Source organism: Vibrio gangliei, from assembly GCF_026001925.1.
In the GTDB taxonomy this organism is placed as follows: Bacteria; Pseudomonadota; Gammaproteobacteria; order Enterobacterales; family Vibrionaceae; genus Vibrio; species Vibrio gangliei.
Window position 1 is genome coordinate 1,261,018 of the sequence record NZ_AP021869.1, and the last position, 26,191, is coordinate 1,287,208.

The 26,191-nt window shown below is 41.6% G+C and carries 27 protein-coding genes; 9 read left to right on the plus strand and 18 right to left on the minus strand.

Annotated elements, in window-relative coordinates:
* The first annotated feature begins 178 nt into the window (after window positions 1-178).
* Window positions 179-547, plus strand: coding sequence for a DUF3693 domain-containing protein (locus Vgang_RS05695; protein ID WP_105902097.1), 369 nt, complete (start codon window positions 179-181; stop codon window positions 545-547).
* 284 nt (window positions 548-831) lie between these two features.
* Here Vgang_RS05695 and Vgang_RS05700 read toward each other — a convergent pair whose 3' ends face one another.
* Genes Vgang_RS05700 through yciH form a run of 3 tightly spaced genes read right to left on the minus strand, consistent with a single transcriptional unit; the run spans window position 832 to window position 3,028 of the window.
* Complete coding sequence (locus tag Vgang_RS05700; protein WP_105902096.1) at window positions 832-1,215, minus strand: cystatin domain-containing protein; 384 nt, start codon at window positions 1,213-1,215, stop codon at window positions 832-834.
* 32 nt (window positions 1,216-1,247) lie between these two features.
* Window positions 1,248-2,666, minus strand: coding sequence for an MATE family efflux transporter (locus Vgang_RS05705; protein WP_105902095.1), 1,419 nt, complete (start codon window positions 2,664-2,666; stop codon window positions 1,248-1,250).
* 50 nt (window positions 2,667-2,716) lie between these two features.
* On the minus strand, window positions 2,717-3,028 hold the full coding sequence (yciH, locus tag Vgang_RS05710; protein ID WP_105902094.1) for a stress response translation initiation inhibitor YciH: 312 nt from the start codon (window positions 3,026-3,028) through the stop codon (window positions 2,717-2,719).
* A 143-nt stretch (window positions 3,029-3,171) separates the two neighbouring features.
* On the opposite strand from yciH, the gene Vgang_RS05715 reads away from it, so the two are divergent.
* Complete coding sequence (locus Vgang_RS05715; protein WP_105902093.1) at window positions 3,172-4,140, plus strand: tyrosine-type recombinase/integrase; 969 nt, start codon at window positions 3,172-3,174, stop codon at window positions 4,138-4,140.
* Window positions 4,141-4,176: 36 nt separating this feature from the next.
* On the opposite strand, the gene Vgang_RS05720 is transcribed toward Vgang_RS05715, so the two are convergent.
* Both Vgang_RS05720 and Vgang_RS05725 read right to left on the minus strand, forming a co-directional pair.
* Window positions 4,177-5,184 (minus strand): D-alanine--D-alanine ligase, encoded by a 1,008-nt coding sequence (locus Vgang_RS05720; RefSeq protein ID WP_105902092.1) that lies wholly within the window; start codon window positions 5,182-5,184, stop codon window positions 4,177-4,179.
* 149 nt (window positions 5,185-5,333) lie between these two features.
* On the minus strand, window positions 5,334-5,939 hold the full coding sequence (locus Vgang_RS05725) for an SPOR domain-containing protein (protein WP_157946020.1): 606 nt from the start codon (window positions 5,937-5,939) through the stop codon (window positions 5,334-5,336).
* A 222-nt stretch (window positions 5,940-6,161) separates the two neighbouring features.
* On the opposite strand from Vgang_RS05725, the gene Vgang_RS05730 reads away from it, so the two are divergent.
* A complete protein-coding gene (locus tag Vgang_RS05730) occupies window positions 6,162-8,843 on the plus strand; it encodes a bifunctional acetate--CoA ligase family protein/GNAT family N-acetyltransferase (RefSeq protein ID WP_105902090.1) in 2,682 nt (893 codons plus the stop codon).
* On the opposite strand, the gene Vgang_RS05735 is transcribed toward Vgang_RS05730, so the two are convergent.
* Window positions 8,838-9,761, minus strand: a complete 924-nt coding sequence (locus Vgang_RS05735; RefSeq protein WP_105902089.1) for a LysR family transcriptional regulator — start codon at window positions 9,759-9,761, stop codon at window positions 8,838-8,840. The two genes, Vgang_RS05730 and Vgang_RS05735, sit on opposite strands and share 6 nt — an antisense overlap.
* 236 nt (window positions 9,762-9,997) lie before the next feature.
* Between Vgang_RS05735 and Vgang_RS05740 the strand changes: the two genes are divergently transcribed.
* On the plus strand, window positions 9,998-12,178 hold the full coding sequence (locus Vgang_RS05740) for a TonB-dependent hemoglobin/transferrin/lactoferrin family receptor (protein ID WP_105902088.1): 2,181 nt from the start codon (window positions 9,998-10,000) through the stop codon (window positions 12,176-12,178).
* Window positions 12,179-12,651: 473 nt separating this feature from the next.
* On the opposite strand, the gene galE is transcribed toward Vgang_RS05740, so the two are convergent.
* Entirely contained in the window at window positions 12,652-13,668 is a 1,017-nt protein-coding gene (gene galE / locus Vgang_RS05745) for a UDP-glucose 4-epimerase GalE (protein WP_105902087.1), read from the minus strand.
* 119 nt (window positions 13,669-13,787) lie between these two features.
* On the opposite strand from galE, the gene Vgang_RS05750 reads away from it, so the two are divergent.
* Window positions 13,788-14,540, plus strand: a complete 753-nt coding sequence (locus tag Vgang_RS05750) for a 5-oxoprolinase subunit PxpA (RefSeq protein ID WP_105902086.1) — start codon at window positions 13,788-13,790, stop codon at window positions 14,538-14,540.
* A gap of 6 nt (window positions 14,541-14,546) precedes the next feature.
* On the opposite strand, the gene Vgang_RS05755 is transcribed toward Vgang_RS05750, so the two are convergent.
* From Vgang_RS05755 to Vgang_RS05765, 3 genes are all read right to left on the minus strand, one after another.
* Window positions 14,547-14,789, minus strand: a complete 243-nt coding sequence (locus Vgang_RS05755) for a DUF2789 domain-containing protein (protein ID WP_105902085.1) — start codon at window positions 14,787-14,789, stop codon at window positions 14,547-14,549.
* Between the two features lie 69 nt (window positions 14,790-14,858).
* A complete protein-coding gene (locus tag Vgang_RS05760; RefSeq protein ID WP_105902084.1) occupies window positions 14,859-15,281 on the minus strand; it encodes a DUF6691 family protein in 423 nt (140 codons plus the stop codon).
* 10 nt (window positions 15,282-15,291) lie between these two features.
* On the minus strand, window positions 15,292-15,714 hold the full coding sequence (locus Vgang_RS05765) for a YeeE/YedE family protein (RefSeq protein WP_105902083.1): 423 nt from the start codon (window positions 15,712-15,714) through the stop codon (window positions 15,292-15,294).
* An 85-nt stretch (window positions 15,715-15,799) separates the two neighbouring features.
* Here Vgang_RS05765 and Vgang_RS05770 point away from each other — a divergent pair, with 85 nt between their 5' ends.
* Window positions 15,800-17,443, plus strand: coding sequence for an FAD-dependent oxidoreductase (locus tag Vgang_RS05770; protein ID WP_105902082.1), 1,644 nt, complete (start codon window positions 15,800-15,802; stop codon window positions 17,441-17,443).
* Between the two features lie 113 nt (window positions 17,444-17,556).
* Here the strand turns inward: Vgang_RS05770 and Vgang_RS05775 are convergent, their stop codons facing one another.
* A complete protein-coding gene (locus Vgang_RS05775; RefSeq protein WP_105902081.1) occupies window positions 17,557-18,651 on the minus strand; it encodes a ketoacyl-ACP synthase III in 1,095 nt (364 codons plus the stop codon).
* A 134-nt stretch (window positions 18,652-18,785) separates the two neighbouring features.
* Here Vgang_RS05775 and trxC point away from each other — a divergent pair, with 134 nt between their 5' ends.
* Window positions 18,786-19,220: a thioredoxin TrxC gene (gene trxC / locus Vgang_RS05780; protein ID WP_105902080.1), complete on the plus strand. Its 435-nt coding sequence runs from the start codon at window positions 18,786-18,788 to the stop codon at window positions 19,218-19,220.
* 211 nt (window positions 19,221-19,431) lie between these two features.
* The gene (locus Vgang_RS05785) at window positions 19,432-20,592 is read left to right on the plus strand and encodes an MFS transporter (protein ID WP_406708296.1); all 1,161 of its coding nucleotides are present in this window, start codon (window positions 19,432-19,434) and stop codon (window positions 20,590-20,592) included.
* A gap of 165 nt (window positions 20,593-20,757) precedes the next feature.
* Here the strand turns inward: Vgang_RS05785 and queE are convergent, their stop codons facing one another.
* Both queE and queD read right to left on the minus strand, forming a co-directional pair.
* Window positions 20,758-21,426 carry a 7-carboxy-7-deazaguanine synthase QueE gene (gene queE, locus Vgang_RS05790; protein ID WP_105902078.1) on the minus strand — a complete coding sequence of 223 codons (669 nt, stop codon included), beginning with the start codon at window positions 21,424-21,426 and terminating at the stop codon, window positions 20,758-20,760.
* A 14-nt stretch (window positions 21,427-21,440) separates the two neighbouring features.
* A complete protein-coding gene (gene queD / locus Vgang_RS05795) occupies window positions 21,441-21,800 on the minus strand; it encodes a 6-carboxytetrahydropterin synthase QueD (RefSeq protein ID WP_105902077.1) in 360 nt (119 codons plus the stop codon).
* Window positions 21,801-21,940: 140 nt separating this feature from the next.
* On the opposite strand from queD, the gene Vgang_RS05800 reads away from it, so the two are divergent.
* On the plus strand, window positions 21,941-22,120 hold the full coding sequence (locus tag Vgang_RS05800) for a DUF2986 domain-containing protein (RefSeq protein WP_105902076.1): 180 nt from the start codon (window positions 21,941-21,943) through the stop codon (window positions 22,118-22,120).
* 15 nt (window positions 22,121-22,135) lie between these two features.
* Here Vgang_RS05800 and Vgang_RS05805 read toward each other — a convergent pair whose 3' ends face one another.
* The 5 genes from Vgang_RS05805 to Vgang_RS05825 form a co-directional block, all read right to left on the minus strand.
* A complete protein-coding gene (locus Vgang_RS05805; RefSeq protein WP_170066832.1) occupies window positions 22,136-22,609 on the minus strand; it encodes a LabA-like NYN domain-containing protein in 474 nt (157 codons plus the stop codon).
* A 23-nt stretch (window positions 22,610-22,632) separates the two neighbouring features.
* Complete coding sequence (gene cutA / locus Vgang_RS05810; RefSeq protein ID WP_105902074.1) at window positions 22,633-22,962, minus strand: divalent-cation tolerance protein CutA; 330 nt, start codon at window positions 22,960-22,962, stop codon at window positions 22,633-22,635.
* 47 nt (window positions 22,963-23,009) lie between these two features.
* Window positions 23,010-24,755: an SgrR family transcriptional regulator gene (locus tag Vgang_RS05815; protein WP_105902073.1), complete on the minus strand. Its 1,746-nt coding sequence runs from the start codon at window positions 24,753-24,755 to the stop codon at window positions 23,010-23,012.
* A 457-nt stretch (window positions 24,756-25,212) separates the two neighbouring features.
* Window positions 25,213-25,446: a DUF3389 family protein gene (locus Vgang_RS05820; protein WP_105902071.1), complete on the minus strand. Its 234-nt coding sequence runs from the start codon at window positions 25,444-25,446 to the stop codon at window positions 25,213-25,215.
* Window positions 25,443-25,862 carry a hotdog fold thioesterase gene (locus Vgang_RS05825; protein WP_105902070.1) on the minus strand — a complete coding sequence of 140 codons (420 nt, stop codon included), beginning with the start codon at window positions 25,860-25,862 and terminating at the stop codon, window positions 25,443-25,445. The genes Vgang_RS05820 and Vgang_RS05825 overlap by 4 nt, the downstream gene beginning before the upstream one ends.
* Window positions 25,863-26,191 lie beyond the last annotated feature (329 nt).

Genomic DNA, 26,191 nt, shown 5'->3' on the forward strand with positions numbered 1-26,191 from the left:
CTCCAAGCGGTCTAAGAAGTGACCACCAAAGGGATAAGCGTCAAGGGCGAACCCCTAAGGCGGTCAAATATGCGAATTTGCATATAGTTAATATCCATTTTTGCATATTGTAAATATCCGAAATTGGATAGTGATCGGCTATGATTAGAGCAATAGAGAGAAATGAGAGATTTTAAAAATGTATATAAACGAACTATTAGACGCCTATAAAACGACTAAAAACTATGTGCAAGACAAGCAAATTGCGCATGACTTAGGAATAAGCACTCAAAAACTATCAAACATAAGAAATGGAGTTAGATATCTAACTGAAAATGAAGCACTTTTTATTGCAAGCGAGATTGGTGCAGATACAGAAACCGTGCTTGTATATTTAGCCGCAGATAAAGCGAAAAGCTACGAAGCAAAACGAGCATGGGAAAACATCGCAAAAAAGTATAACGGTTTGGGATTATCAGCAATTTCAATGGGTTGCGGAGCGTTGGCCGTCATGGTTTCAAGCCTGAATGAGACACTAACTAACTACGCATTATGTATATTATGTTAAATAAGGTGTGACTATGCGTTAAATGTATTGAATTACTCCTATAATCTGCTTAAATCTACGTTTTACCTCTCATTTTTTCTTTAATATTTCGACGTTTTTCTGGTACTAAAAACCGGCTTAGTTCGACGCTAAACTTCTCGGGCATTTATGTCCGTTTTTGCTGATGACTCTCTATTCCGCTATTTTCTATAGATAATAAAAACGCCAATATTGCGCTGAATATTGGCGTTCTTCAGTTATATAGATCAACCTGTCTACACAGAGTTAGTTATGCCTTCCAAAGATTATTCTGGCGCACTACACTCATCGATTAACGATTTAGGCTGGATACTTAAAATCTTGTATTGGCCCTGTAGATTACGGTAAACCTTAGTTTCGTAAGTGGTACCATCTTCAATGCTGAAGACGACGTTGTAGTTTTTACCCGCCACGACTTGCTCTTGTACAGAAAGCACTTCTTTCACTGAATGAGAGCCTTCTAGGCTTGTGGCTGCTAATAAAGCGGCTTGTCTGGCTTCCGGGGTCACTTCAGTTTCTTTCCATCCACCTGGAATGACTTTTACAGATTCACACTTCACTTTTAACTCTGGATCTTGTGCTGGTTCATTTGAACTGCATGCAGTCACTGTTAATGCTGCTGCGGAAATAAGAAGTATTTTTTTATACATAGTTTATCCTACGTTTTTGTTATCTAACCCGATTATGAGCGATGTTCATCAATTTCGATATAGGCTTCATCGGTAATTTTAGCAATTTGCTTATCATCTTCTGTAATTTTTGTGTTTTTCCAGCTCCCTCGAGCAAACCAAGCAACAGAAAATAGCGCTACGATAATATTGGTTATGGCAAATGACCACCAAATACCGGCTGAATTTAGCGAAGTGTGTTTTGACAGTATATAAGCGAGCGGAAATTGAATAACCCATTGTGAAAGCAATGAAATTAGCATGGTGTTCAACATGTTACCTGAAGCTCTAAACGCTGATACAACGCATAACTGAACGCCAATGAACCCCCAAGTTAGACACATTGTTCGTACAAATTGAGCACCGTTTTCAATGACGGCCGCATCATCGGGAATAAAGAATGCCACACATTGCTCTGCAAAAATATAAGCAAAAATACCTAAAATGGTAAGTGCAATCCATCCCCAAATCGTACCAAGAACCGTGATTTTCGAGGCTCTTTCAATGTTTTTCGCACCTATATTTTGCCCTACAAGTGTCGATACTGCCATTGATAAGCCCATCGCAGGAATAGTGACGATTTGTAAAATAGTTGAGCCAACACCATAAGAAGCAATAGTGATGGTGCCAAAGCTCGCGACAAGAAATGACATCATCATTAGGCCGAGTGCCCGAGCAGATAGTTCAACAGAACCCGGCGCACCAAGGAAAAAGGCACGTTTAATGTAACTGAAATCAGGTTTAAAACTACTTAAAGTAAGATGAATACCATGTTTTCCACGGAAGAAAATACACATGCCAACGATAGCGGCTATGCCTTGCGTGACTAAAGTGGCAAGTGCAGCCCCCATCACCCCTAACCCTTCAAATTGGCCAAACCCGAAGATAAATAGCGGATCGAGTCCAAAGTTAAGAATGACGGTACCGAGCACAATCAATAGTGGCACTTTTACTTGGCCGATGCCGCGCATAATGGATTGGAACATGGCATAAGTGAAAACAAAAATGACACCAATAAATGACACATGCATGAAATTTAGTGCGTCGTGATACACGGCTTCTTCCACGCCTAGTAAGGTCAGAAAATAAGGTGATAACACATAGCCCGTGAGGCCCAGTGTCATTGCCGTGACCACTACCATTAACATAGTTTGTGCCGCCACGTGGTTCACCATTTTTTGATTACCTGCTCCCATGTATTGAGCCGACAATGTTGCGCCCGCCATCGCCAAACCCGCACCAAGGGCAATAACTAAAAATGTCACCGGCGTACTAACTGAAACGGCGGCAACTTGTGCCGCGCCTAAACGGCCAACCCAAAAGGCATCCGTTAGTTGATAAGCCGATTGTAGGATTTGCGCTAATACGATGGGCACTGCGAGAGAAAGTAAGGCCCGATTGATCGAGCCTTCAAAAATATGCTGACGGTTCATGAGTGGACCTTATTGGTGAGAAAACTGATTATTCGCTTATTACAAAAGGATTAACCACCGGCTAATTTAACTATGTGCCCTTTTTTCTCTAGGTGAATTTTGATCTTTTCTCTATTGTCGCCTTGAATTTCTATGTTGCCATCTTTAACGCTACCGCCACATCCACATATTTTTTTTAGCTCTGCTGCTACTAGCTTTAATTCAGTGTCAGCCATATCTAAGCCGGTAACAATACAGACCCCCTTTCCTTTACGGCCTTTTGTTTCTCGCTGTATGCGAACAATACCATCGCCCTTTGGTCGCTCTGCGACAGGTTTTTCTTGTTTAATGCGACCAGTTTCTGTGGAATAAACGAGAGACATACACTTTACCTATAATGTTTGTTGAATAGTGATAAATACAATACTAATTTATGCTTCAAGCCTTTGATAGTGTTAAGCTAATTTTTACGTTAATTTCATTATGATATTGGATTTGATTATAGCAGCGGAATCTAGGCGGTGAGATGAGAAAAGAGATCCCAATTCAGACTAACCCTGAGATTATAAAACAAAGTATTGAACGCTTTTCTAAGCCGGTAAGCTATGCCGCTTTTAGCCAACTTACGGTCGGGTTGTATTCACATAACTCATTGCTATCCATGGTGAATGATTGGAACCGCTTTGTGGATTTTTGTCGTTCACGCCATGTTAGCCCACTGCCCGCCTCTGTGACCGCTATTCGATTGTTTTTAGAGTCTGAAAGCCGTGAACGAAAGTTTGCCTCTATACGTCGTTATAGTTTAACCATTGGGCTTGTACATCGATTACATGCATTACCCGAGCCAACGAATCATCGACAAGTTCATTTTGTGCTTTCAGCTATTCGTAATATGAAAAAAGGTGATGCAACCCAAGCCACCCCCTTCACCCGAAATCATCTTGATGAGATGTATTTACGGTTAAATAAAAGTGATTCTATTAAAGACCTACGTGATCTTATCATTTACAGCTTAATGTTCGAGTGCATGTTAAAGCGTGGTCAGCTAAGAACGTTAACTGTAGACAATATTCAATTCTCACAACCATACCAAGCGGCATTATTGTTAGCAGATAAATCGTATAGGCTTAGTGAGCGTACGACAGCTTTAGTGCAACGTTGGCTTGAAGTCTTAGGTGAAAGCTATCGCGGCATTCTTTTTTGCCGTATAGATAAGCATGGTAATTTGGGCGTTGACCCACTGAATGACTCTTCTATATACCGTATTTTCAGGCGAGCGAGCCAGTTACTTAATTTACCTTCACATCTTTCGTTCTCAGGACAATCTTCTCGAATTGGCGCTGCGCAAGATTTGTATAAAAAAGGCTATAACTTAAGACAAATCCAACATCTTGGCCGCTGGTCTAGCATCGTCATGCCTGCTCAGTATCTTGGGAAATACGCGTTATCTGAATCAGAGCAGTTGATTTTCAAAAAAATAAAAAGCTGGGATTAGCCCCCAGCTTTTTAGATTGTCCAGACCAAGTTATCTCTATTTTTTATCCGCGATGCCCGCATGGATCGAGCTTGACAGAAATTCACTAAACTTATGGCCATTATGCTCCATTAGTTTAGGGAACATTGAAATAGGCGTCATGCCTGGGAAAGTATTCACTTCATTAAGATAAATCTCCCCGTCCTGAGTTAAGAAGAAATCAATTCGAGACAGATTTTTTAAATTCATGTGTACAAACACTTTTTTAGAGTGTTCATATATAGCTTTATGTTGTGATTTAGTCAGTCCTTGAGCTTCAAGTACCGTAGAGGAATGGCTATCTGTGCTGTATTTTTCATCATAAGTATAAAAAACGCCTTCTGGGGCAATCACTTCACCAGGCTTGGTTATCACTAGCTCACCATTGAGTTGGTAGGCTGCTACTTCTAATTCCCTTGGCTTGACTGATTTTTCTATCAAAACCTGCTCGGAATACTGGAAAGCATTAGAAATGGCTTCCGCTAAATCTTCTTTTTTGGTGACACTGTAACACCCAACGGAAGATCCTTGTCGTGCCGCTTTAATGAATACTTTCCCCCAAGTATCAAAGGCTTGTTCAGCAATAGCTTGGGATTCTTGGGTGTTCTCGGTTAGGAATCGGTATGGTGTATTCGGGATGTTTAGCGCGTCATACCAGAGTTTAGAGGTGATTTTATTAAAGCTATTTGAACTGGCTTCAGGCCCGCACCCAAGGTATGGGATATTTGCCATTTCAAGTAAAGACTGGATGTCCCCTGTTTCGCCGGGAAAACCGTGTATACATGGCACGACATAGTCAATGTGTTGTGCGGTAAGGTCATCGCCCTTTAGGCAAGAGTGAGCAATGTCTAATTCAACCTTTTCACCGCTAGAGACAAACCAGGCTTCAGGCTTAATTTCGACCTTTATAACATTGAATTCAGGTGAAAGTTGGAGCTGCTGTTCGAGATACTTGGCTGAAACAAGAGAAACTTCATGCTCAGAGGAGCCGCCACCGCATAGTAAGAGAATATTTTTCATTGTAATTTCGACGCTGTCATTGGTTTGAATGCTATTACCGTAATCATAATGTTTTATCGCTTTAAGGGTAGCCTTAAATTGAATAAAACAGTCAAAATATGATTAAAAAGGAGCGCCTTGGCACCCCTTTGTTGTTTTTGTATTCAGTTTATGACTTATGGCAACTTTTTCAGCGTTGGATATTGCGAGTTAGTAATAGAATCAACGCTTTTCACGAATGGGCCCATGTTTTGGAATTCCATAGGAAGGCGTAAAATCGCATCTTTCGCTTCTTTAGATGATGTAAAGTTACCAAATAGCAAACTGTGCCATTGTTTTCCGTTCACCGTTTTAACGTTTTCCCATTTAGGTTGGTTAGACGGTAAGTTAGCGGCGGTTTCTAATAGATTTTTTTCGTTTTCTAGCGCAGCAACTTGAACTACAAAATTACCTGATTGTGGTTGCGCTGCGTTGTTATCTTCAGGGTAGAAAACTTTGACCGTAGAAGCAGAAGATTCAGCTTGCGCGTTATCTTCACTGCTTGGGCTTAATTTCACTACTTTTTTACCCGATTCAGTCGTTTGAGGCTGTTCTGATGCAACATCTTGAGTATGAAGGTCTTCTTCTAACGGCGCTGCACTTGAATCCGTTAGCGGTTGCTGAACTTCATCGGTTTGATAAGTCTCTTGATACGTTTCAGTTGATACTTCGCTATCGTAGTCTGACGATGAACAAGCGGCTAAAAATAGTACGGAAAGTGAGATGATTGCTATTTTCTTCATAATAAGGCCAAAGTATTTAAAAAATTCTTTCCACATCATGCCTTTGAGATCAATGAATATCAAGGCTAATAGCGATTAGAAAGTGATATGTTTGTCATTTTCCGCTTTCGTTGATGATTTTTGTAGCGATAGATCACAGCTAGCTATTTGTGGAAAGATGTTCGTTATGGTTTTGATTAAAATGAATCTCAGGATATGTGGTAATCCATCAACGGTGAAAACATGTTAACACTCAATAAATTGCTTAAACCGACTTCTATCGCGGTGATTGGTGCTTCTCAGCGCCCTTTCCGTGCAGGTTCAATCGTGATGCAAAATTTACTTAATGGTGGATTTCAGGGCGTTATTATGCCAGTTACGCCTAAATACAAATCGGTAAGCGGTGTGCTAGCCTATCCAAGCATAGATCTATTACCACTCATTCCCGATCTTGCCATTGTGTGCACGAAAGCCAAAATAAACAAAGAGATCTTTAGCCAACTCGCAGCCAAAGGCACTGGCGCTGTGATTGTTGTTTCTGCTGATATGTATCAGCAAGATGCGGACTCTGAGCAAACACTGGATGAAGCCTGCCTTGCTATTGCTCGGAAAGCCGGCATGCGTGTTCTTGGTTCAAACAGCCTTGGCGTGATTTTACCTTGGATGAACATCAATGCATCGCTCTCTCCTGTAACCGCATCTAAAGGTAATATCGCGTTTATTTCGCAGTCTGCTGCAGTCTGTACCACAATACTTGATTGGGCCAATGATAAAGAAATTGGCTTCTCTACCTTTATCTCTTTAGGCAATGCCGTCGATGTCGATTTCCCTGAGTTACTCGATAACCTATCGATGGACAGCAAAACGTCAGCGATCTTACTTTATGTCGATTCGATTAAAGACGCGCGACGCTTTATGTCTGCAGCACGAAGTGCTTCGCGGAATCGACGTATCTTGGTGTTGAAATCTGGTCGTAGTGTCGAAGGTCAACAAGCCGCATCGTTACACACTCGTGGGAATCAAAGCATTGATATTATTTATGATTCTGCTATCAAGCGCTCTGGTATGCTACGTGTAAATAATACCCATGAATTATTTGCTGCCCTAGAGACGCTTACTCACTCCGTGCCTTTACGTGGTGAGCGGCTTGCGATTATTACCAATGGTGGCGGCCCAGGTGTGATGGCGGTGGATGAGCTAATTCATCGTGGCGGAAAGTTAGCGTCATTGTCCGATGAAACGAAAGAACAGCTTGATAGAATCCTGCCTTCTAGTTGGTCTGGCAGTAACCCGATTGATCTTGTCGGCGATGCGGATAGTAAGCGCTATGCGGATGTCATGAATGTACTGCTCGATAGTGAGCAAATCGATGCCATTTTGATCATGCACAGCCCTTCTGCTATTTCACATCCTACTGAAACTGCCCAGGCTGTTATCGACTGCGTTCAGTCACATAAGAAAAGTCGACGCTTTAATATCTTGACCAATTGGTCGGGTGAAATGACGTCTAAAGAAGCACGAAGCCTATTTACTAAAGCCGGTATTCCAACCTATCGAACCCCAGAAGGCGCCGTTGGGGCTTACATGCATTTAGTTGAATATCGTCGTAATCAAAAGCAGTTGATGGAAACGCCTTCTTCAGTTGAGCTTCGTAACCCAACTCAACTTGCGCAAGCGCGTGATTGGGTTCAGCAGCATATTCAAGAGTCCACCAGCCAATTTGAATCTCATCAGATAATTCATTTACTTAAAAGTTATGATGTCTCTGTATTGCCGTCATGGCTTGCTTCTGATGCCAGTGAAGCTGTACATGTGAGTGAAAAAATCGGTTATCCAGTTGCCGTTAAATTACGATCACCTGATATTGTGCATAAATCGGAAGTTCAAGGCGTTATGCTCAATTTACGCAATGCCAATGAGGTTGCCAGCGCTACGCAAGCGATCATGGATCGTACTTCATTGCAGTTCCCCGCCGCTTTGATTCAAGGTGTTTCGGTGCAAAGTATGGCGAGCCGCGCTGGCTCACAAGAGTTACGAATTCGTATTGAAACCGACCCTATTTTTGGCCCAGTGATCATGTTAGGCCAAGGAGGGACAGAATGGGATGTGGCCGAAGACGCGTCGGTTGCGTTACTGCCTCTAAATATGGCGCTCGCTCGTTACTTGGTCATTCGTTCAATGCGAGTGGGTAAACTGCGTTTAGAGCAATTACCCAACCCCGTCGATACGATTGCGTTATGTAAGCTCTTAGTGCGACTTTCCCAGATGATGATCGATAATCCTGAAATCATCAGTCTCGACTTACATCCATTGCTCGCAGTCAGTGATGAATTTACCGTTATTGATGCCCGGCTTGAATTAAGGGCGAAGCAAGGTGAAAAACGTCAGCGTCTTGCAATTAAGCCCTACCCAGTTGAACATGAACAACATGTAACATTGAAAAATGGTGAAAGTTGTCTATTGCGTCCTGTGTTACCTGAAGATGAAGCTAATATGGCTCACTTTATTACCCAAGTATCACGAGAGGATTTGTACAAACGATTTTTCTCAGAAGTGGGTGAATTTAACCATGAAGCGCTCGCCAATTTAACGCAAATCGATTTTGACCGTGAAATGGCATTTGTGGCAATTCAAGTAGAAGAAACTGGCCATGAAGTGATGTTGGGGGTCGCCAGAGTGATTGCTGATCCAAATAACTATGATGCTGAGTTTTCTATTCTTATCCGCTCCGATCTAAAAGGAATGGGATTGGGAAGAATATTGATGGAAAAATTGATTGCTTACAGTCGAAGTAAAGGAACGGCACGTTTAACGGGTATCACCATGCCTTCCAATAAAGGCATGGTTCAGTTAGCGAAGAAATTAAATTTTAAAACGGAAACGCATTTTGAAGACAATATCGTTGATATGCTTCTGGCGCTATAAATGATCGTATATACAACTGTTTGAGTTGAGATAATCTTGTTTCCAGTGCTTTTTAAGGTATTGAATACACCAAGATTTTGCTTTGCCCATTTTATTACGTCGCCAAGCAATCACTAACTCCATGGCTTGATCGTTTGTGCCGTGTATTTTCTGTAGCAGCCCTTTTTCTATCAAAGGTGTGGCAACATTTTCTGGCATAGTACCAATTCCCAACCCCATGCATAAGGCTTCGATTTTTGCGTTGAAGTTACTCACGGTTAAACGCGGTTGCTCGTCCAACAGATTTTTCGTCAATGTCGGGGATGTTCTAGCGGTATCCGCAATCACAATGGCTCGGTATTTCAAACGTGCTTGTTGATCGAAATCAGCCGTGCGCTTATGCACAATATGATCGGGAGCGGCTACCCATATCATGTTCAGCTCACCTAATGGATCGACTTTAACATCAATCGGCAAATGTTCCGGTTTCGGACAAATAAGAATATCAGCACGGTCATAAGATAGCGCTTCCCAATTTCCGGCTAAGGTTTCTTCTTGCAGCTTTAGCCGTGTTTTCGATTGCTCTTCCAGTTGATTGAGTAATGGGAAGAAAGTCCTAATTGGGATTAAACAATCATAGGCTATGGTCACATCCAATTCCCAGCCATGGGCGAGAATGTTGGCATCAGAAATCAGTTCATTCGAAGCGGCAATTAATGCACGCCCTCTTTCTAATATAAATTGCCCTGCTTGTGTAAATACGGCTTTATGACCAGAACGATCAAATATGACCAAATCCAGATCCTGTTCGAGTTTTTGCACTTGATAACTAAGAGAAGAAGGTGCGCGATTCAGCTCTTGGGCAGCGGCTGCAAAACTTCCTCGTCTTGCAATTGCATCAAGCACATGGAGCGCTTCTAAAGTAATGCTGTTATTCAAAGTTCCTTCCTTAATGCTTTAATTTAGTGATTTATGTCACATTTATGAATTTTTGCCAACATGAGAAAAACATGAACGAATAAACATTTAAGTTATTGTTTATTAAGCAATAACTATGGCTTTTCAGTATTAATGTTAATCTATCTGTTAAATAAATAGTAAATATAAATGATAGTTATTATCATTCTTGTTTATTAGAATGCGCCCATCAACAACATAGGGAATGGAATAACTATATGTACCCCACTAACATTAAGCCATCATTATTGGCTTGTAGTATTGCTCTTACTTTAACGCCTGCAGCTTACGCGGCACAAGAATTAACTGCACTTGAAGAAGTTGTGGTATCCGCTACTCGTACAGAGCAAGCGGTGAAAGATGTCTCCTCTTCGGTTGCCTCTGTCTCGTCCCAATCAATGGAATCTCAACTTGCGACAGACCCTCAACAAGCATTGAAATACACACCTGGTGTGGAAGTTCAAGGCCATGGTCGCTTTGGTATTTCAGATTACAATATTCGCGGTACTGAAGGCGATAAAATCAAAGTCATGGTGGATGGTGTTGAACAAGCCTCACCCTATAACCCTGGTGCAACAGAACAGCGTCACTACCCTGGTACGGTTGAAGTCGATTCATTAACTGCAATTGAAGTCAATAAAGGCCCTTCTTCGACTTTGTATGGTTCAGACGCCTTGGGTGGCGCGGTTTTATTTAAGACGAAAGATCCTTCTGATGTACTTGTGACCGATGGAAATGAAAACCGCTTTGGGATTAAATCAGGGTATACCTCTGCAGACGAAACCTTTAAAAACACCGCCACATGGGCAATGCGCCAAGATGACCTAGAGACCTTACTGATCGTAACTTACGCTGATGGCAGCGAAACGGAAACTCATGGCTCTGGTGCTGATGTGGCTGGCGGTGAACGTGGTGCTGCTGATCCAGCTGATAAGAAAATCGGTAATTTGTTAGGTAAAGTTTACTACCGTCTGAATGATAATCATCGTATTGGTTTAGTTGCGGAGTACTATCAACGACGTTATGACGAGCAAGAGCTACATTATGATGGTTACTCGATCATGATGCCAGGCAGCGGTATGCCAATGATTACTTACGCCGATAACTACAATAAAGATAATGTGAGTCGTCTACGTGTCGGTGTGAATCATGAATGGACCATGAGCAACGTGATGGCAGACAGCTTGAAATGGTCTTTGAACTATCAACAAAGCGATTCTGAATATAAGAACTACGATACATCAACTGGCATGATGGGATCGGGTAAACGTATGCGTTATCGTGACGCAGGTGATGATTTAATTCAGTTTGATGCTCAGTTTGATAAGTTGGCAGAATTTGCTAATAGCTATCACCAATTCACCTATGGTCTCACTTATATTCATGATCAGTTTGCGTTGGATAATACCGATTATAAATACGATTTAGGAACTGTCACGCCAGGTAGCACAGGTGTACCAGATGCTACATTGCAAAAATGGGGACTCTTTTTACAAGACCAAGCCTTCTTCTTAGATGAAACCTTAGTGTTAACGGCGGGTGTTCGTTATGACGGCTTTAGAACGGACCCAGAGGCAGATGAACAGTTTGATACTGATTATCCATCTAATAGTGAAGATGCCATCACAGGTAAACTTGGCGCGGTGTACCACATTTCGAATCATTTCAGTACTTTTGCACAAATCAGCCAAGGCTTTAAAGCGCCGAGCGTAGAAGACCTTTACTACTACTATAACCAAGGGGCGATTTTTAATCCTAACCCCGACCTTAAAGCAGAAAAAAGCTTAGCTTATGAGCTTGGTTTTAGAGGTTACAGTGATGTAGGTCGCTTTGAAATCAGTGCGTTTTATAATGATTATACTGACTTTATTGATGGCTATAACACTGGTGAGCAGCAAGATGGTAAAGATGTTTATACCACTGAAAATATTGCTAATGCCGAAATTTACGGTATTGAATTTTCTTCAACTGTTAATCTGGATGCAGCCTTTAATGCGCCACGTGGCTTATATTCTAAATTCTCAGTCGCCTACGCTGAAGGTCGAGATAAAGACAAGGACGTACATTTAGATTCTGTTGCTCCGCTGACCGGTGTGGTAGGAATTGGTTACGATAGTCTTAACCGTAATTACGGTGGTCTCGTTAATGTCACTATGGTAGCAAGTAAAGATGATTGGTCTGATGAAACCGTCGAAGCTGTGTCTGGTTATACGCTTGTTGACCTCACTGCTTATTACCGCCCTATTAATGACTTAACTTTGCGTGCCGGTCTGTTTAATGCCTTTGATAAGAAATACTGGCTATATTCAGATATGGAGTCAGGTTACTCTACTGCTAGCCGAGATTTTTACTCTCAACCAGGGCGTAACTGGGGTGTGAGCTTAGATTATCAATTCTAATTAAGTTTGAATTTAGTTTGTTACGAAAGCCACAGATTACGGTCTGTGGCTTTTTCGTCTAACAAATTATCTAGCCTTAAAAATCCCTAATAATAAAAACAAAAAAGCCAGCATAATCGCTGACTTTTCGTTATTACATCAATTACAACAAAGGGTTTAAAAAACGGTTTGTAATCAATTAAGCTTTGTTTGACAAAGATTTTTCGTGTTTAACCATCACCACGCCGGCAATGATAAAAGCAACGATAAGAGCTAATGACATGCTCATAATTTCCCCTAGATTTTTGTAGACTAAATAGACAGTCCAAATAGAAATCGAAGAAATTATACCCATTAATGTTATCAATATGTATTGCTAATATTTTGTTTTGCGATTTATCTATCACTTTGTATTAACAAAATGGTCTACGCGAAAGCATAACCTTTATCAGTAGCAATGATTTAACTCTTATCGAATTTATTTAATGTCATTACTACACTTCAGGATAACCTTGCGGGTTGTTTGATTGCCATCGCCATGTATCTGCCGTCATTTCTTCTAAGCTACGAGTCGCTTTCCATTGAAGCTCTTTCTCTGCTTTAGCTGGATCGGCCCAACATTCAGCAATATCACCGGGTCTGCGATCTACAATCTTATAAGCTACTTTTTGGCCAGAAGCTTTTTCAAAAGCAGCTACCATTTCTAATACACTATTACCCTTGCCCGTACCTAAGTTATAGATGTGCAAGCCTTGTTTGCTGCCAACATGTTTCAGAGCGGCTAAGTGTCCGTCAGCTAAGTCCATAACATGAATATAATCACGTACACCTGTGCCATCTTTAGTCGGATAGTCCCCACCAAAGACTGATAAGAATTCACGACGACCGACCGCAACTTGCGCAACAAATGGCATTAAGTTATTTGGAATACCTTGTGGATCTTCCCCTAGTTCACCAGAAGGATGTGAACCAACAGGGTTAAAGTAGCGTAGTAGCGTAATGCTCCAATCAGGGTTTGCAGATTGAAAATCGGTTAAACATTCTTCAACAATCAATTTACTGCGGCCATAAGGATTGGTCGCACTGGTTGGAAAGTTTTCCAGAATAGGCACAGAGGCAGGATCACCATAGACGGTAGCCGATGAGCTGAATACCAGTGATTTCACGCCAGATTCACGCATTGCATCAACTAATACTAGCGTGCCATGGACGTTGTTATCGTAATATTCTAAAGGCTTGGCTACAGATTCTCCCACCGCTTTGAGACCGGCAAAATGAATGACAGAATCAATATTATATTGTGTTAACACTTGAGTTAATGCTGCTTTGTCGCGAATGTCGCCTTCGACAAAAATAGGACGAACACCAGACACTTTTTCAATGCGATCAAGAACAGCAGGTTTGCTATTGTAGAGGTTATCAAAAATGATTGGCGTCATGCCTGCTTCAATCATTTGAATGCATGTGTGGCTGCCGATATATCCCATTCCACCAGTAACTAAAACAAACATAGGAATCCTCGAATTTTGTGATTTTCTTAATTGCGCTAACCATACAACATTGCACCTTGTAGATATACCCTTCTAGTGTCAATATTATGAGGTTAACTCATTGTATAGAGCGATAATTCATGACATTGGAAACAGCAAAATTAAAACTGAACTGTGATATGGGTGAAAGTTTTGGCCATTGGAATATGGGGAATGACGAAGCCGTGATCCCCTATGTGCACATGGCCAATATTGCTTGCGGATTTCACGCATCAGATCCGGATTCGATGGCAAAAACGATTCAACTCGCAGTCAAACATAATGTCAGTATTGGTGCTCACCCTTCTTATCAAGATCTACTCGGATTTGGTCGGCGCTCTATTCCCCATACTCCAGAACAAATTTCTCACCTTATCAGCTACCAAGTTGGTGCGATCCAAAGTTTAGCTCAGTTTTATGACACGCAAGTGGATTACGTAAAGCCTCACGGTGCGTTATATAACGATATGATGTCGAATTTAGAGATTTTTGAAGCAATTGTGCAAGCAGTGATGCCAACAGGGTTGCCTTTAATGGTCTTGGCAAAAAAAGATAATAGTGCTTATTTAGATATTGCGGATGATTACAATGTGCCTTTACTATTTGAAGCCTTTGCCGACCGAGCATATAAAGACGATGGCTCTTTAGTGCCACGTCAGCACCCAAACGCAGTGCATACCAATGCGGAAGATATTTTTTATCAAGCCATGCAGTTAGCGAATTTTGGTACAGTGACGACGATAAAAGGACACACGCTTGAACTGCAAGCCGATACACTTTGCGTGCACGGTGACAACGAAGAGTCTATTGCCGTTGTTAAACGTATTTATAGCGCCCTTAACAAACCACTCTAATACAGGCTATTTCTCAGAGCGCAATAAAGTATCAAGTTGATCCACTACTTCAGCCCAATCGGCATCTTCTTCTTTGGCCTCTTTAAGAAATTCCGATTGTGATTGATTCCAAAAATCCGCTGTATGTAGAGGCGCAGTATGATCGAGTTTATGTGAATAATGCTCAATAAACTTTTGAATGTCGTTACGCGAACTTGGTAAACCCAGCTGTTCAAACAAAGTTTCTAAACTGTGTTGATGCATTTCCATAGCGCCTCCTTTGCATTCGCTTAAATTTGATGGCTTTATCTGAGCCTTTATCTAAGCATAGAACAGAAACTATGATTTATTTTGTATTAGATGGACTAACATCATCCCTACCATCATAGCAACAATAAAGCCAAGCAGGCCGAAATTGAAATTAGAAATAGAAGCTAAAGCAGGCCCAGGGCAAATACCGGCAAGCCCCCAACCCAGCCCCAAAAGACTGGCACCCGCGATCAGTTTTCCATCAATGCTCTTCAATTGATTAAGACTAAAAACACTATTATCCAATGCATGGCCACGTGGTTTGATAATGAAATGATAGAAAGGGACAAAAACCATCAATGCCCCACCCATCACAAAGGCTAGATCGATTTTCCACTCACCAGCGACATCAAGAAAAGCTATGACTTTTGCAGGATCGGCCATACCTGATAACACCATGCCGGCACCAAAAAGTAGCCCCGACAATAAAGGAATAAATACGTATTTTTTCATTTGGGCAACCTTATAAAAGATGTAAACGGATGAAAACAACAACCGCGGCTACTAACATGAATGTCAGAGTCGCCACAATAGAACGAAAAGAAAAGCGGCCCATACCGCAGATGCCGTGACCACTTGTACATCCATTGCCCAACTTAGTCCCTATTCCAACCATCAGGCCAGCAAATAGCATCATGACAAATGTACTGCTGTACTGTGTGGGAATATGGCTAAAGCTGGGTTGCATGAGTCCGTTGGTAATGAAACCACCAAGCATCAAACCGATGAGAAACTGAATACGCCAGTTTCTATCTGAGTTGTTTCGGGTTAATGCCCCACTTAGAATTCCACTAATACCGGCAATTTTTCCTTTAAATAACAGTAATATCGACGCTGAAATACCGAGAAGGATTCCGCCTACTAATGCATTCCATGGAATAGTCATACGTTTCTCCTGTTGGATTATATTTGACAGATATTATATTAGCCTATAATTTATTAGCAACTACTAAAATATAAAAGAGGTCTTTATGAAAATTATTATCGTAGGCGGTGTTGCTGGTGGAGCTTCTGCTGCTGCAAGAGCAAGAAGATTAAGTGAAGATGCCGAGATCATTATGTTTGAACGAGGACCTTACGTGTCCTTTGCTAATTGCGGACTGCCATACCATATTGGTGGTGATATACAGCAAAGGGATAAATTATTATTACAAACGCCAGAAAGTTTTTTAGCTCGCTTTAATGTCGATGTACGCGTGATGAATGAAGTGATCTCAATCGATCGTCAAGCAAAAACGATTAAGGTGAGAAATGTATTAGACGGTAGAGAATATGCAGAAAGTTATGATTTCTTACTATTAAGTCCTGGTGCCGCACCTATTGTGCCGCCTATTCCAGGGATTGATAATTCATTGACACATTCATTACGAAATATTCCAGATATGGATCGCATTATCGATGTGATTAAAAACAATAAACCCAATCATGCCACTGTTGTCGGCGGAGGCTTTATTGGTTTAGAGATGATGGAATCTTTACATCAATTAGGCATACACACTTCATTGATCGAAATGGCGGATCAAGTCATGACACCGGTCGATAAAGAAATGGCGGGGTTTGTACACAGTGAAATCCGTTCTAAAGATGTCGATTTACGTCTAGGTGTCGCGTTAAAAGAGGTAACGCAGTTAGATGATAGTCATCTGAAATTAACCTTGAGCAATGGTGAGGATTTAACCACGGGCTTACTGATTATGGCGATTGGTGTTAAGCCGGAGATTCGTTTAGCAAAAGATGCAGGTATAGACATTGGGGAGCTTGGTGGCATTGTGGTTAATGCACAAATGCAAACGAATGATCCTTCGATTTACGCGGTTGGTGACGCCATTGAAGATCAAGATTTTGTCACGGGTAACCCTGGGCTTGTCCCGCTTGCTGGCCCTGCTAATCGACAAGGCAGAATGGCTGCAGACAATATGTTTGGCCGTAACGAAAGCTATCAAGGCACACAAGGTACCGCTATTTGTAAGATCTTTGATTTAGCAGTAGCGTCAGTCGGTAAAAACGAGAAACAATTACAGCGTGAACAAATGGCATATGAAAAAGTCTATGTCCATACGACTAGCCACGCGAGTTACTACCCAGGTGCAGAAACGGTATCACTCAAGCTTCTGTTTTCTCCATCTACTGGCAAAATTCTTGGGGCTCAAGCGGTAGGTAAAGATGGAATCGATAAACGTATTGACGTGTTAGCGGTTGCACAGCGTGCAGGCATGACGGTTGAACAGTTACAGCATTTAGAGCTGACTTATGCGCCACCATACGGCAGTGCCAAAGACGTGATAAACCAAGCGGCGTTTGTTGCAAATAACATCATTAAAGGCGATTCAACCCCTATTCATTTCAATGAGATAGACTCGCTCACATCGGATCAAGTTCTATTGGATGTTCGTAACCCAGGTGAACTTGAAAATGGCTCCATTCCAGGGGCAGTCAATATTCCAGTTGATCAGCTTCGTCAACGTATGGATGAGCTCCCGAGAGGTAAAGAAATTGTTGTTTACTGTCAAGTTGGGTTACGTGGTAACGTAGCGTATCGCCAGTTAGTGAACAACGGGTATAAGGCAAGAAACTTGATTGGTGGTTATCGTACTTATATTCATGCCAATAAATAACCTAAATTCGAGATAATTTAAGTACAAACAAAATGGCTCACTAATCAATTGCACGAACGAATTGGTAGTGAGCCCATTATTTTAATAAATCCGGATTAACTTAATCAGAACCATTATTTTTCTTGATGCGCTTTACAGTGCTCAATCGCTTCTTCAAGTAATTGAAGCGCTGATTTTTCACATGCAGGCAGTTCTGCGGTTTGTGCTTCGACTGGAGTAACGCGGTCACCCCACTTGATTAAACCTGCACCCCAGGTTAATCCTGCACCAAATGCAGCAACTAAGATATTTTGATTTGGTTTAACAAAGCCTTGCTCTACAGCTTCACAAAGTGCAATTGGCACAGTTGCGGCAGAGGTATTGCCATATTTTTGAATGTTAACAAAGGCTTTTTCTTGAGGAATACCTGCAAAATCACATAAAGTTTGAATGATACGAATATTGGCCTGGTGAGGCACAACACAATCAATCTCATCTTTCGCTAGGCCAGAGCGGTCTAAAACATTTTGTGTCGCAGCGTTCATGCCTTTTACTGCACGCTTGAAAATATCACGGCCAATAAAATTGAAATTCCAGTGAGCGTTATCTTCAGCAAAACGATCCATTGCGGTACCAAATTTAGGAATCGCTAAGATATCTCGCCCTTCTGCATCGCAGCCTAAAGACGCTTGCTGTAGACCCACCGGTTGTTCTTGTTCACGACGAGATAATACGACTGCACCCGCACCGTCACCAAACAATACTGCGGTATCACGTTGTGTCCAGTTTAAGTAAAAAGATAGGTGCTCTGCGCCAATAACGATAGCGTTACGGTAGTTACCCGCTTGGATAAGGCGAGTGGCCGTTTCGAGACCGTACAAGAAACCAGTACAAGCTGCGTTAAGGTCAAAAGCGGCAGCAAATTGAATGCCAAGGTTGCTTTGTACTTTTGAAGCAATATTAGGGATCAATGTATCAGGAGAACAAGTAGCAACAATAATGCAGTCAATATCTTCTGCTGTAACGCCTGCCGCTTGCATTGCATTCTTTGCAGCGACTGTCGCAAGATCGGAAGTTTCCACATGACTGATTCGACGACTTTCAATGCCCGTACGAGTTCGAATCCACTCATCAGATGTTTCTAAGAAAGTGCTCAAATCATCATTGGTCAATTCTGCAGGTGGAAGACATTTACCCCAACCAGTGATCTCTGCGTATACATTCGCCATAAAGTTACCTTATAAATTTTATTGTTTTATTTTTGTTTATTTTAAACGTGCGCATAGTATACGATAATTGTCACAAAACTGATACTTTGCTTTATACCCAAGTGACTTGGGTATATAAGGATAAAATAAATTTTATGTCGACTTTTCTTACTCAATGTCCGCATTGTCAGGGTAAAAATAACGTTCCGCATGCACGAGTGTCTGATAAAGCCACTTGTGGCCGATGTAAGTCCCCTCTTTTTGATGGCAAACCCGTTACCGCTACGTCTGACAATTTTGCCGCATTGCTAACAAGTGAACTTCCCGTGGTGATTGATTTTTGGGCCCCTTGGTGTAATCCCTGTGTTGGTTTTGCCCCTGTATTTGAGGATGTGGCAGCAGAAATGTCTGGCCAAGCTCGTTTTATAAAAATCGATACCGAATCTCAACAAAATCTAGCCGCTATGCATCAAATTCGAAGCATTCCTACCATTATGGTGTTTAAAGGTGGAAAAAGAGTAGATTTCATTAATGGCGCTCTTCCTAAAGGCCAGTTTTCACAGTGGTTGAATCAAGCCCTGTCTAAATAATCTTCCGCTAAAACCTTTGTATAAAATCAGTCTAAAATGCTACTTTTTAGACTGGTTAATGATTAAAAGTAGCACTTTCCACTTCAATCGAATTTTCTTATCGTAAAACCAAAAAAATCTCATTTTACATGATGTGATATAAGCCCCATATTCGCCGCAAATTTCCTTACTTTTTCAATTTCTTGAACCTAAAACCTTGCGGAGTATGGCGGTGAACGACGTACCTATGACTTCATCAAAATCATCATTTTTTGTACCAGTGGCCGCATTGTCTCTTTATGCTGTGGCTTCTGGTTATTTAATGAGTTTGATTCCATTGATGTTGAATCAATATGGTTTAAGTACGGATACTGCGAGCTGGTTAGCAAGCGCCTTTTATGCAGGTTTACTGCTTGGGGCTATGTTTATCGAGCCGATTGTTGCCAAGGTTGGGCATAAAAACTCATTTATTTTCTTCTTAGTGTTATTCTCTCTTACTATTGTGGTCATGCCGATAGTGCCAACACAAGAAGCCTGGTTATTTGCTCGTTTTGTGGCAGGTATTGCCGTAGCGGGTATTTTCGTTGTGGTTGAATCATGGCTATTAATTGGTGATGAAAAGAGCCGCGCAAAACGTCTTGGTTTATACATGGCGTCACTTTATGGTGGCGGCACGCTTGGTCAACTGGGCATCAGCGTTTTTGATATGGACAGTGAGTGGCCATTCATTGTGATTTTGGCATTACTCATTGTCGGAACACTTTTGCTTTGCTTTGGACGTTGCCAGCAACCTGCTAAAGAAAACCACGCTTCGCTTAACTTGAAGCAAGTATTAAAAATGAATAAACCTGCGCTTATTGGTTGCATGGTTTCCGGGCTATTAATCGGATCGATTTACGGTTTAATGCCACTAGAGTTACACGATCGTAATGTATCGACATCCAAGATTGGTAGCTTGATGGCGCTATTAGTAATGGGCGCGATGTTAGTTCAACCTGTGGTCTCTTGGTCAAGCCAATTCATGGGCAAGAAGCTACTTATGGGACTGTTTTGCTTGCTAGGCGTGTTTGCTATTGGTTTAACTGCTTTAAGTTCTAGCTTGGTTATTTTGGCTGTGAGCTTAGTGTTATTGGGTATGGCAGTGTTTTCACTCTACCCACTGGCTATTAGTCTTGGTTGCGATGGATTAGATGAAAGCTATATTGTATCAGCAACACAAATCATGCTGTTGTCTTACAGTGTAGGCTCTGTGATCGGCCCTGTTGCAGCACAAGGTTGGATGAATGATCCAGAAGGCTTAATTGGATTCTTATTTATTATCTTGTTAGCAACAGCTCTTTATATGTTTGCAATGAGTATCAAGCGTAAATCACGCGTTGTCGCGGGCGAATAATTAAGCTTATTCTCACTGATAAAAAACCAGAAACGTAACAACCGAGAAATATAAAAACCTAGAACTCTAGCAACAGAAGTAATATAAGAAATCCCCTCGCAAGTTGAACTTGGAGGGGATTTTTGTTTGTGGCAGTTATTGATATTAGCAAGCTAAAAGATAACGTTATGCGATATTCAGGTACTTGTGGGTTTGAATCGATAAACGCCAATTTCGTTCAATACAGGTTTGCATGCAAAGTTCAGTTGCACGCGGTTTCTGACTGATGGGTTGAAGAGCAATATTGGCCTTCTGCGTGCATTCAGCTCGAACAAGAAGCGCATTTAATTGGTCGATATCTTTTTGTGTACCCACAGGGTGTTTGATTTCATTAGCGCGTTGTAATGCAGAGCTCAGAACCTCTAGTTTGCCTTTCATAGCAATTTTTGGTGACACTGTCACCCATGTGTTGTCGCTGCATAAAATCTCAGACGTTCCGCTGGTCTCAATTTGGCATTGGCACCCTATCGCTTCGAATGCTTGAGTGAGCGAACGCAAGTCATAAATACAAGGCTCGCCACCTGTAATCACAATATGCTTAGCGGTATAACCTTGGGTTTGATAAGTCCGAATGATGTCATCAGCATTGGCATGACACCAGGTTGGGCTATCACCTTGTTTAACGATGATATCCCCCATTGAGGTTTCATCGTTATCTTCTGCTGCCCAGGTTTGCTTGGTATCACACCAGGAACAACCGACAGGACACACTTGTAGACGGATGAACACCGATGGCACACCCGTAAAGTAGCCCTCACCCTGAATGGTCTGGAAGATTTCATTGACCTTGTACACGTTGCTAACCTTTATTAACCTTGATAAATACAACCTGCGGTACAGGTTTCTTTAATTTCGACTTTACTCAGTTGTGGCAACAAGGGTTTGACCTTCTCCCAGATCCATTTCGCCAATACCTCACTGGTTGGGTTCTCTAAACCTGGAATGTCATTGAGGTAATAATGGTCAAGTTGATCATAAATCGGCGCAAAGATTTTCTTTACATCACCAAAATCAATGATCCAACCGGTAGTTGGATCAACTTCACCTTGAATATATAAGCGCACAAAGAAAGAATGGCCATGCAAACGTCCACATTTGTGACCTTCTGGTACATTCGGTAGATGGTGTGCTGCTTCAAAAATGAAGTCTTTGTAGATTTCGCAAGTCATGATACATCCGAGCTTGATTAAAAATGGGCTTCGAATATATAGAAGTCATTAAAGAATGAAAAGAAAAGATTATGGAAATACATCTACAGGCTTTGATTTGTCTGGTATGATTCGCGTCCTTTTACTTGCAGGGCGAAATCATGAACCGTAAGAAAAAAATCAATTCGATTTTAAAAAAGCGTCTGAAGAAGCAAAATTCGAAATTACATAAATCAAATAAGCCAAAGTACATCTCTAAAGCGGAACGAGAAAAGATGGCGTTAGAAGCGGAATCGCCAGAGTTGGTTTCTGGCGATAATGAACAAGATTCGACCTCTTAAGCTCTCAAGAGATGATCACAGCAATAAATCGTCTTTGATCGGGTGAAAACTATCGGCGGCTTCAATCAATGAATTCGCCGTTAACTCCGGCACACCATACACTTCGACTTTCTTGCCAAACCGTTGCTGAATTCGTTTTGCCAGTAACTCGAAATCTCCGTCACCAGAGGCAATAACAATTACGTCGGAAGTCTCAGCTAATTCAATGGCATCTAGAGCTATGCCCACATCCCAATCTCCTTTTGCAGACCCATCATGCCTTTGTATATAAGGTTTAAGTTTCACCTCAAAGCCAATACCTCGCAAAATATTATGGAACTGTTTCTGCTTTTCATCACTACGAGCAATGGCATAAGCATTAGCTTGGACTAAGGTTCGTCCCTGCATGACTTGGGCCCAGAAAGCATTGTAATCAAAGTGACGGTGGTATTGGTCACGCGTAGTGTAATAAATATTTTGAACATCGACTAAGATGGAAACGGTTGGCATAAAAATCCATTATGTATTGAGTATTAAGATCGGCAACTGGTTTGAATCCATTGCAAATATTCATGAAAGCCAGTTTCAATGGGCAGCATCACGATTTGCGGCACTTGATAATTGTGGTGCGCCAAAATCGTTTTTTCGACCGCAGCGTAGTTTCGGTGCAAGATTTTAATGATCAAGAGCGTTTCCTGATCTTGGTTCACTTCGCCCTGCCACTGATAGTAACTGGTGATCGGCATAACTTGAATACAAGCGGCTAAATTCTCACTCAATAATGCGTTGATGATGTCTTGTTGGCTGTCCTCATCATTGGTGGTTGATAACACCACCGCGTAGCCTTCAGCTTGTGTATCCATATTTATTCCTCCCTGGGCCCTAACTTCTATTCATTGAGTTTAGAGAATTATTCTGGCTTTACCCATACCTGACTAAAATCGAACCACCCGAGTGCATTACAGCTGGCATTTTGCAATGAGCCGCATTGTTCTTGGCTTACGCCGAGCCAGCAGTGAAACATTGGGATTAATTGATGTGTCTGAACCAATTGTTTAGCCAGCTCTTTAGCCGGAAATACATGATCGGGTTGGGAGCGCCAATCGGATACCATTTGCTTCCAATCACGAAAATTATCTTCGGTACTCATGATGTCAATATCGCTATAACCAAGCAACCAACCGATCAACGCATCTTTACGGTTATTGGCCAGCCCCATTGATTTGACCCAAATATCGACTTCATCAGGGTTTTCTACCGTTAAGTCATATTTAATCGCTTTCAATTGAATACCATCTTCTTTCAGTAATTGCTTAATTGATTGAATAACATAAGGAAATACTGGATGCGTACCATGATACGCAACGGTGATTTGGGTTTTGTATTCACCACCAGATTGATCGGGACTGGTTGATGGCGGTTTTGGTTGCGATTGCAAGATGCCACTATGATGCCAACCTGGTTTTAAACCGTGAGCATGAAGGAGCCCGATTTCAATCACTTTTTGATCAGGTATACCGCGCATTAGGCTAAATGGATTTAACTTCTGCGCTAAATAAGAAGCCCAGTTATTATCTTTAGCGATGCCCGTTTTTCGATTGAGTAGCAAATAAGTACATCCTGGATCCAGCTCTACATCAGTAAACTGGCCTTCGGCGGGAGTATCTGGATGCGTTAAGCTTGGGTACACCATAGAGGAATGTGCTTCATCGATTACCCATACCTCAACGCGTTCGATCAAAGGTCGATAACCGAAGTAATGCTCAAAAGCTTCTAATACTAATCGAGCGCTATCGTTGCGTGTGACTTTATACGGGCCTGTACCATTTGGGATTAAATCGTAATTGTCATTACTTTGATTGCTTTGATTACGTTGATTGCTTTGGCGCTCACAACTGGCTTGCATGATCTTAGCCGGGGTTTCTGTCAGCAATAATGGTAAATGATAGTCAGATTGACTCAGATGAATATCTAATGTGTTGTTCGATGGTGAAGAAACGGACTCAATATGTTCAAACAGCGCCAGAGATTTTAGCTGTTCAATACTGTGGATGATATCGTTTGTCGTCAGCCTATCGCCATTATGAAAACGCACACCAGAACGTAAATAAAAGCGCCAATGGGTTGGAGAGAGCATATCCCAATGGTGAGCAAGGTCTGCGTTAACTTGTTCTTGTTCATCGAGCTTGGTAAGTCCACTGAATACTTGGCGGATGATATGTTGCTCTGAGCGGCGTGTTGGTTTATGTGGGTGCAGCGTGGCGAGTTGTCGATAATATGGCAAGCGGATGACTTGCTGCCCTTCTAAATGACTAAATCCTAGGTACCCCTGAAACACTTGCGTGAGACGTGCGGGATCATTATCCAACACAGAAAGAGCGTGCTCAATTTTGCCTTCTTCTAAATAACGTTTGGCGAGGTTCTCACTGACATCAACTTTGTTGCGTTTAAAAATAAGCTGAGATAATTTGCCACGACCTGCGGCGGGTACCCATTCAATCCAGCCTTCTTCCGCTAACTTATTTAATACGATTCGAGTGTTGCGCCGAGTGCAGCATAAAATATCGGTTAACTCTTCAAGTTGGATAGCACAATCTTCACCTTGAAAATGTTCAAACAAACGCTCAAATTGGGTTCTTAATCGTGGGCTACTCATGGCAATGGCTACTCATCAAAAGGATGGTTCCTTTAAAGAGACCGTTATTATAAAGGGGAAAGTCTGCAATTAGGAACGAAAAATTTTTTCCTACTTTAGCAGGTTTATAGCCATATTTCTTGAGTTGATTGCCGTGCTTTGGGGAAAATTTGAATTGAAAATTTCCCCTTTCATACATTTATACCCAAGTAATCTCAAGATGCGAGTTTCAGCAAGAATAAAACAAGTTTTAGGCAAGGCGAATTGAATATGATCATAGTCATTCTATCTCTGTTCAATTTAACGCAGCATAAAGCTTGTTTTAACTTGCCCTTCGGGAGCTTCATCCAAGCTCTTAGCCTACGTCAGATTTAATTGAAAGGTGTTTACATTCCGCATAAATCTTCCTTGTCTAAGAACTTGGATGATAGCTCTGAATTCTGCATCTTGAGGTCACTTGGGTATAGTACATCTTTGCTTATTGAATAGGGATCCCTAAAAAGTCGGCTAGGTTTTGAAGTTGATGTTCATTGTCGAGTTTCACTGTCCATTGGCACTGTACATCATGGGCGGTAATGACATTAGCTCCTCGCCCAATCAACTTGATGGCATCAACGTGACATTGCAAACTGGCTGATGGCACCGAATTAAATCGAACTACAACATCGTACAAGTTTGCAATGATCTTTCCCTGGCTAAATTCGATGATCATTTGCGTGTTTTTACAGCCATAGTCAATCGACTAGTACAAAGCAAACGTTGCTCTTCATCAACAATTTCAATTTGCCACACTTGAGTGGATACCCCGATATGAATTGGCCAAGTTTTGCCTGTCACCACTCCATTGCGCTTAGCTCGAATATGATTCGCATTGATATCAAGACCTACACAGTAAGATTTGTCATCTACACACATATTCGCGGCTAATGATCCTAAGGTTTCCGCCAAAACCACGGATGCGCCGCCGTGAAGTAAGCCCATAGGTTGATGCGTTATGCTGGAAACCGGCATGGTGGCAGAAATACTGTTATCTGTGATTTCTACGTATCCGATGTTGAGATGTTCCATCAATGTGTTTTTTGACGTTGCATTTAGCGCAGCAAGCGAAATGTCCTTTTTCCAGATCATAAATACCCTATTTATTGTTGTTTTATGTAAGTGACGAAGTATTGAGATTAAAATCAAACAGCTGTTTAAGCCTATTCTTATCATCAAACTTATTCTTATCATCAAATAAGTGCAAGTATCGAATTTTCAGAACCTCCGTGTAAATCACGGTTTGTAACCTAGTCTGTAACATACACTTGGGTAAGCCAACATTACAAATACATCTTACCTTCAATCACCAGTTTGGCTTGACCGGCTAGTTTTACTCTGCCCGGAGAAGCACGTTCCTTATCAGTGAAATTAGCGTTATTAAACGTTGTTTTTTCTGCAAAGGAAATCTTTCTTTTGTG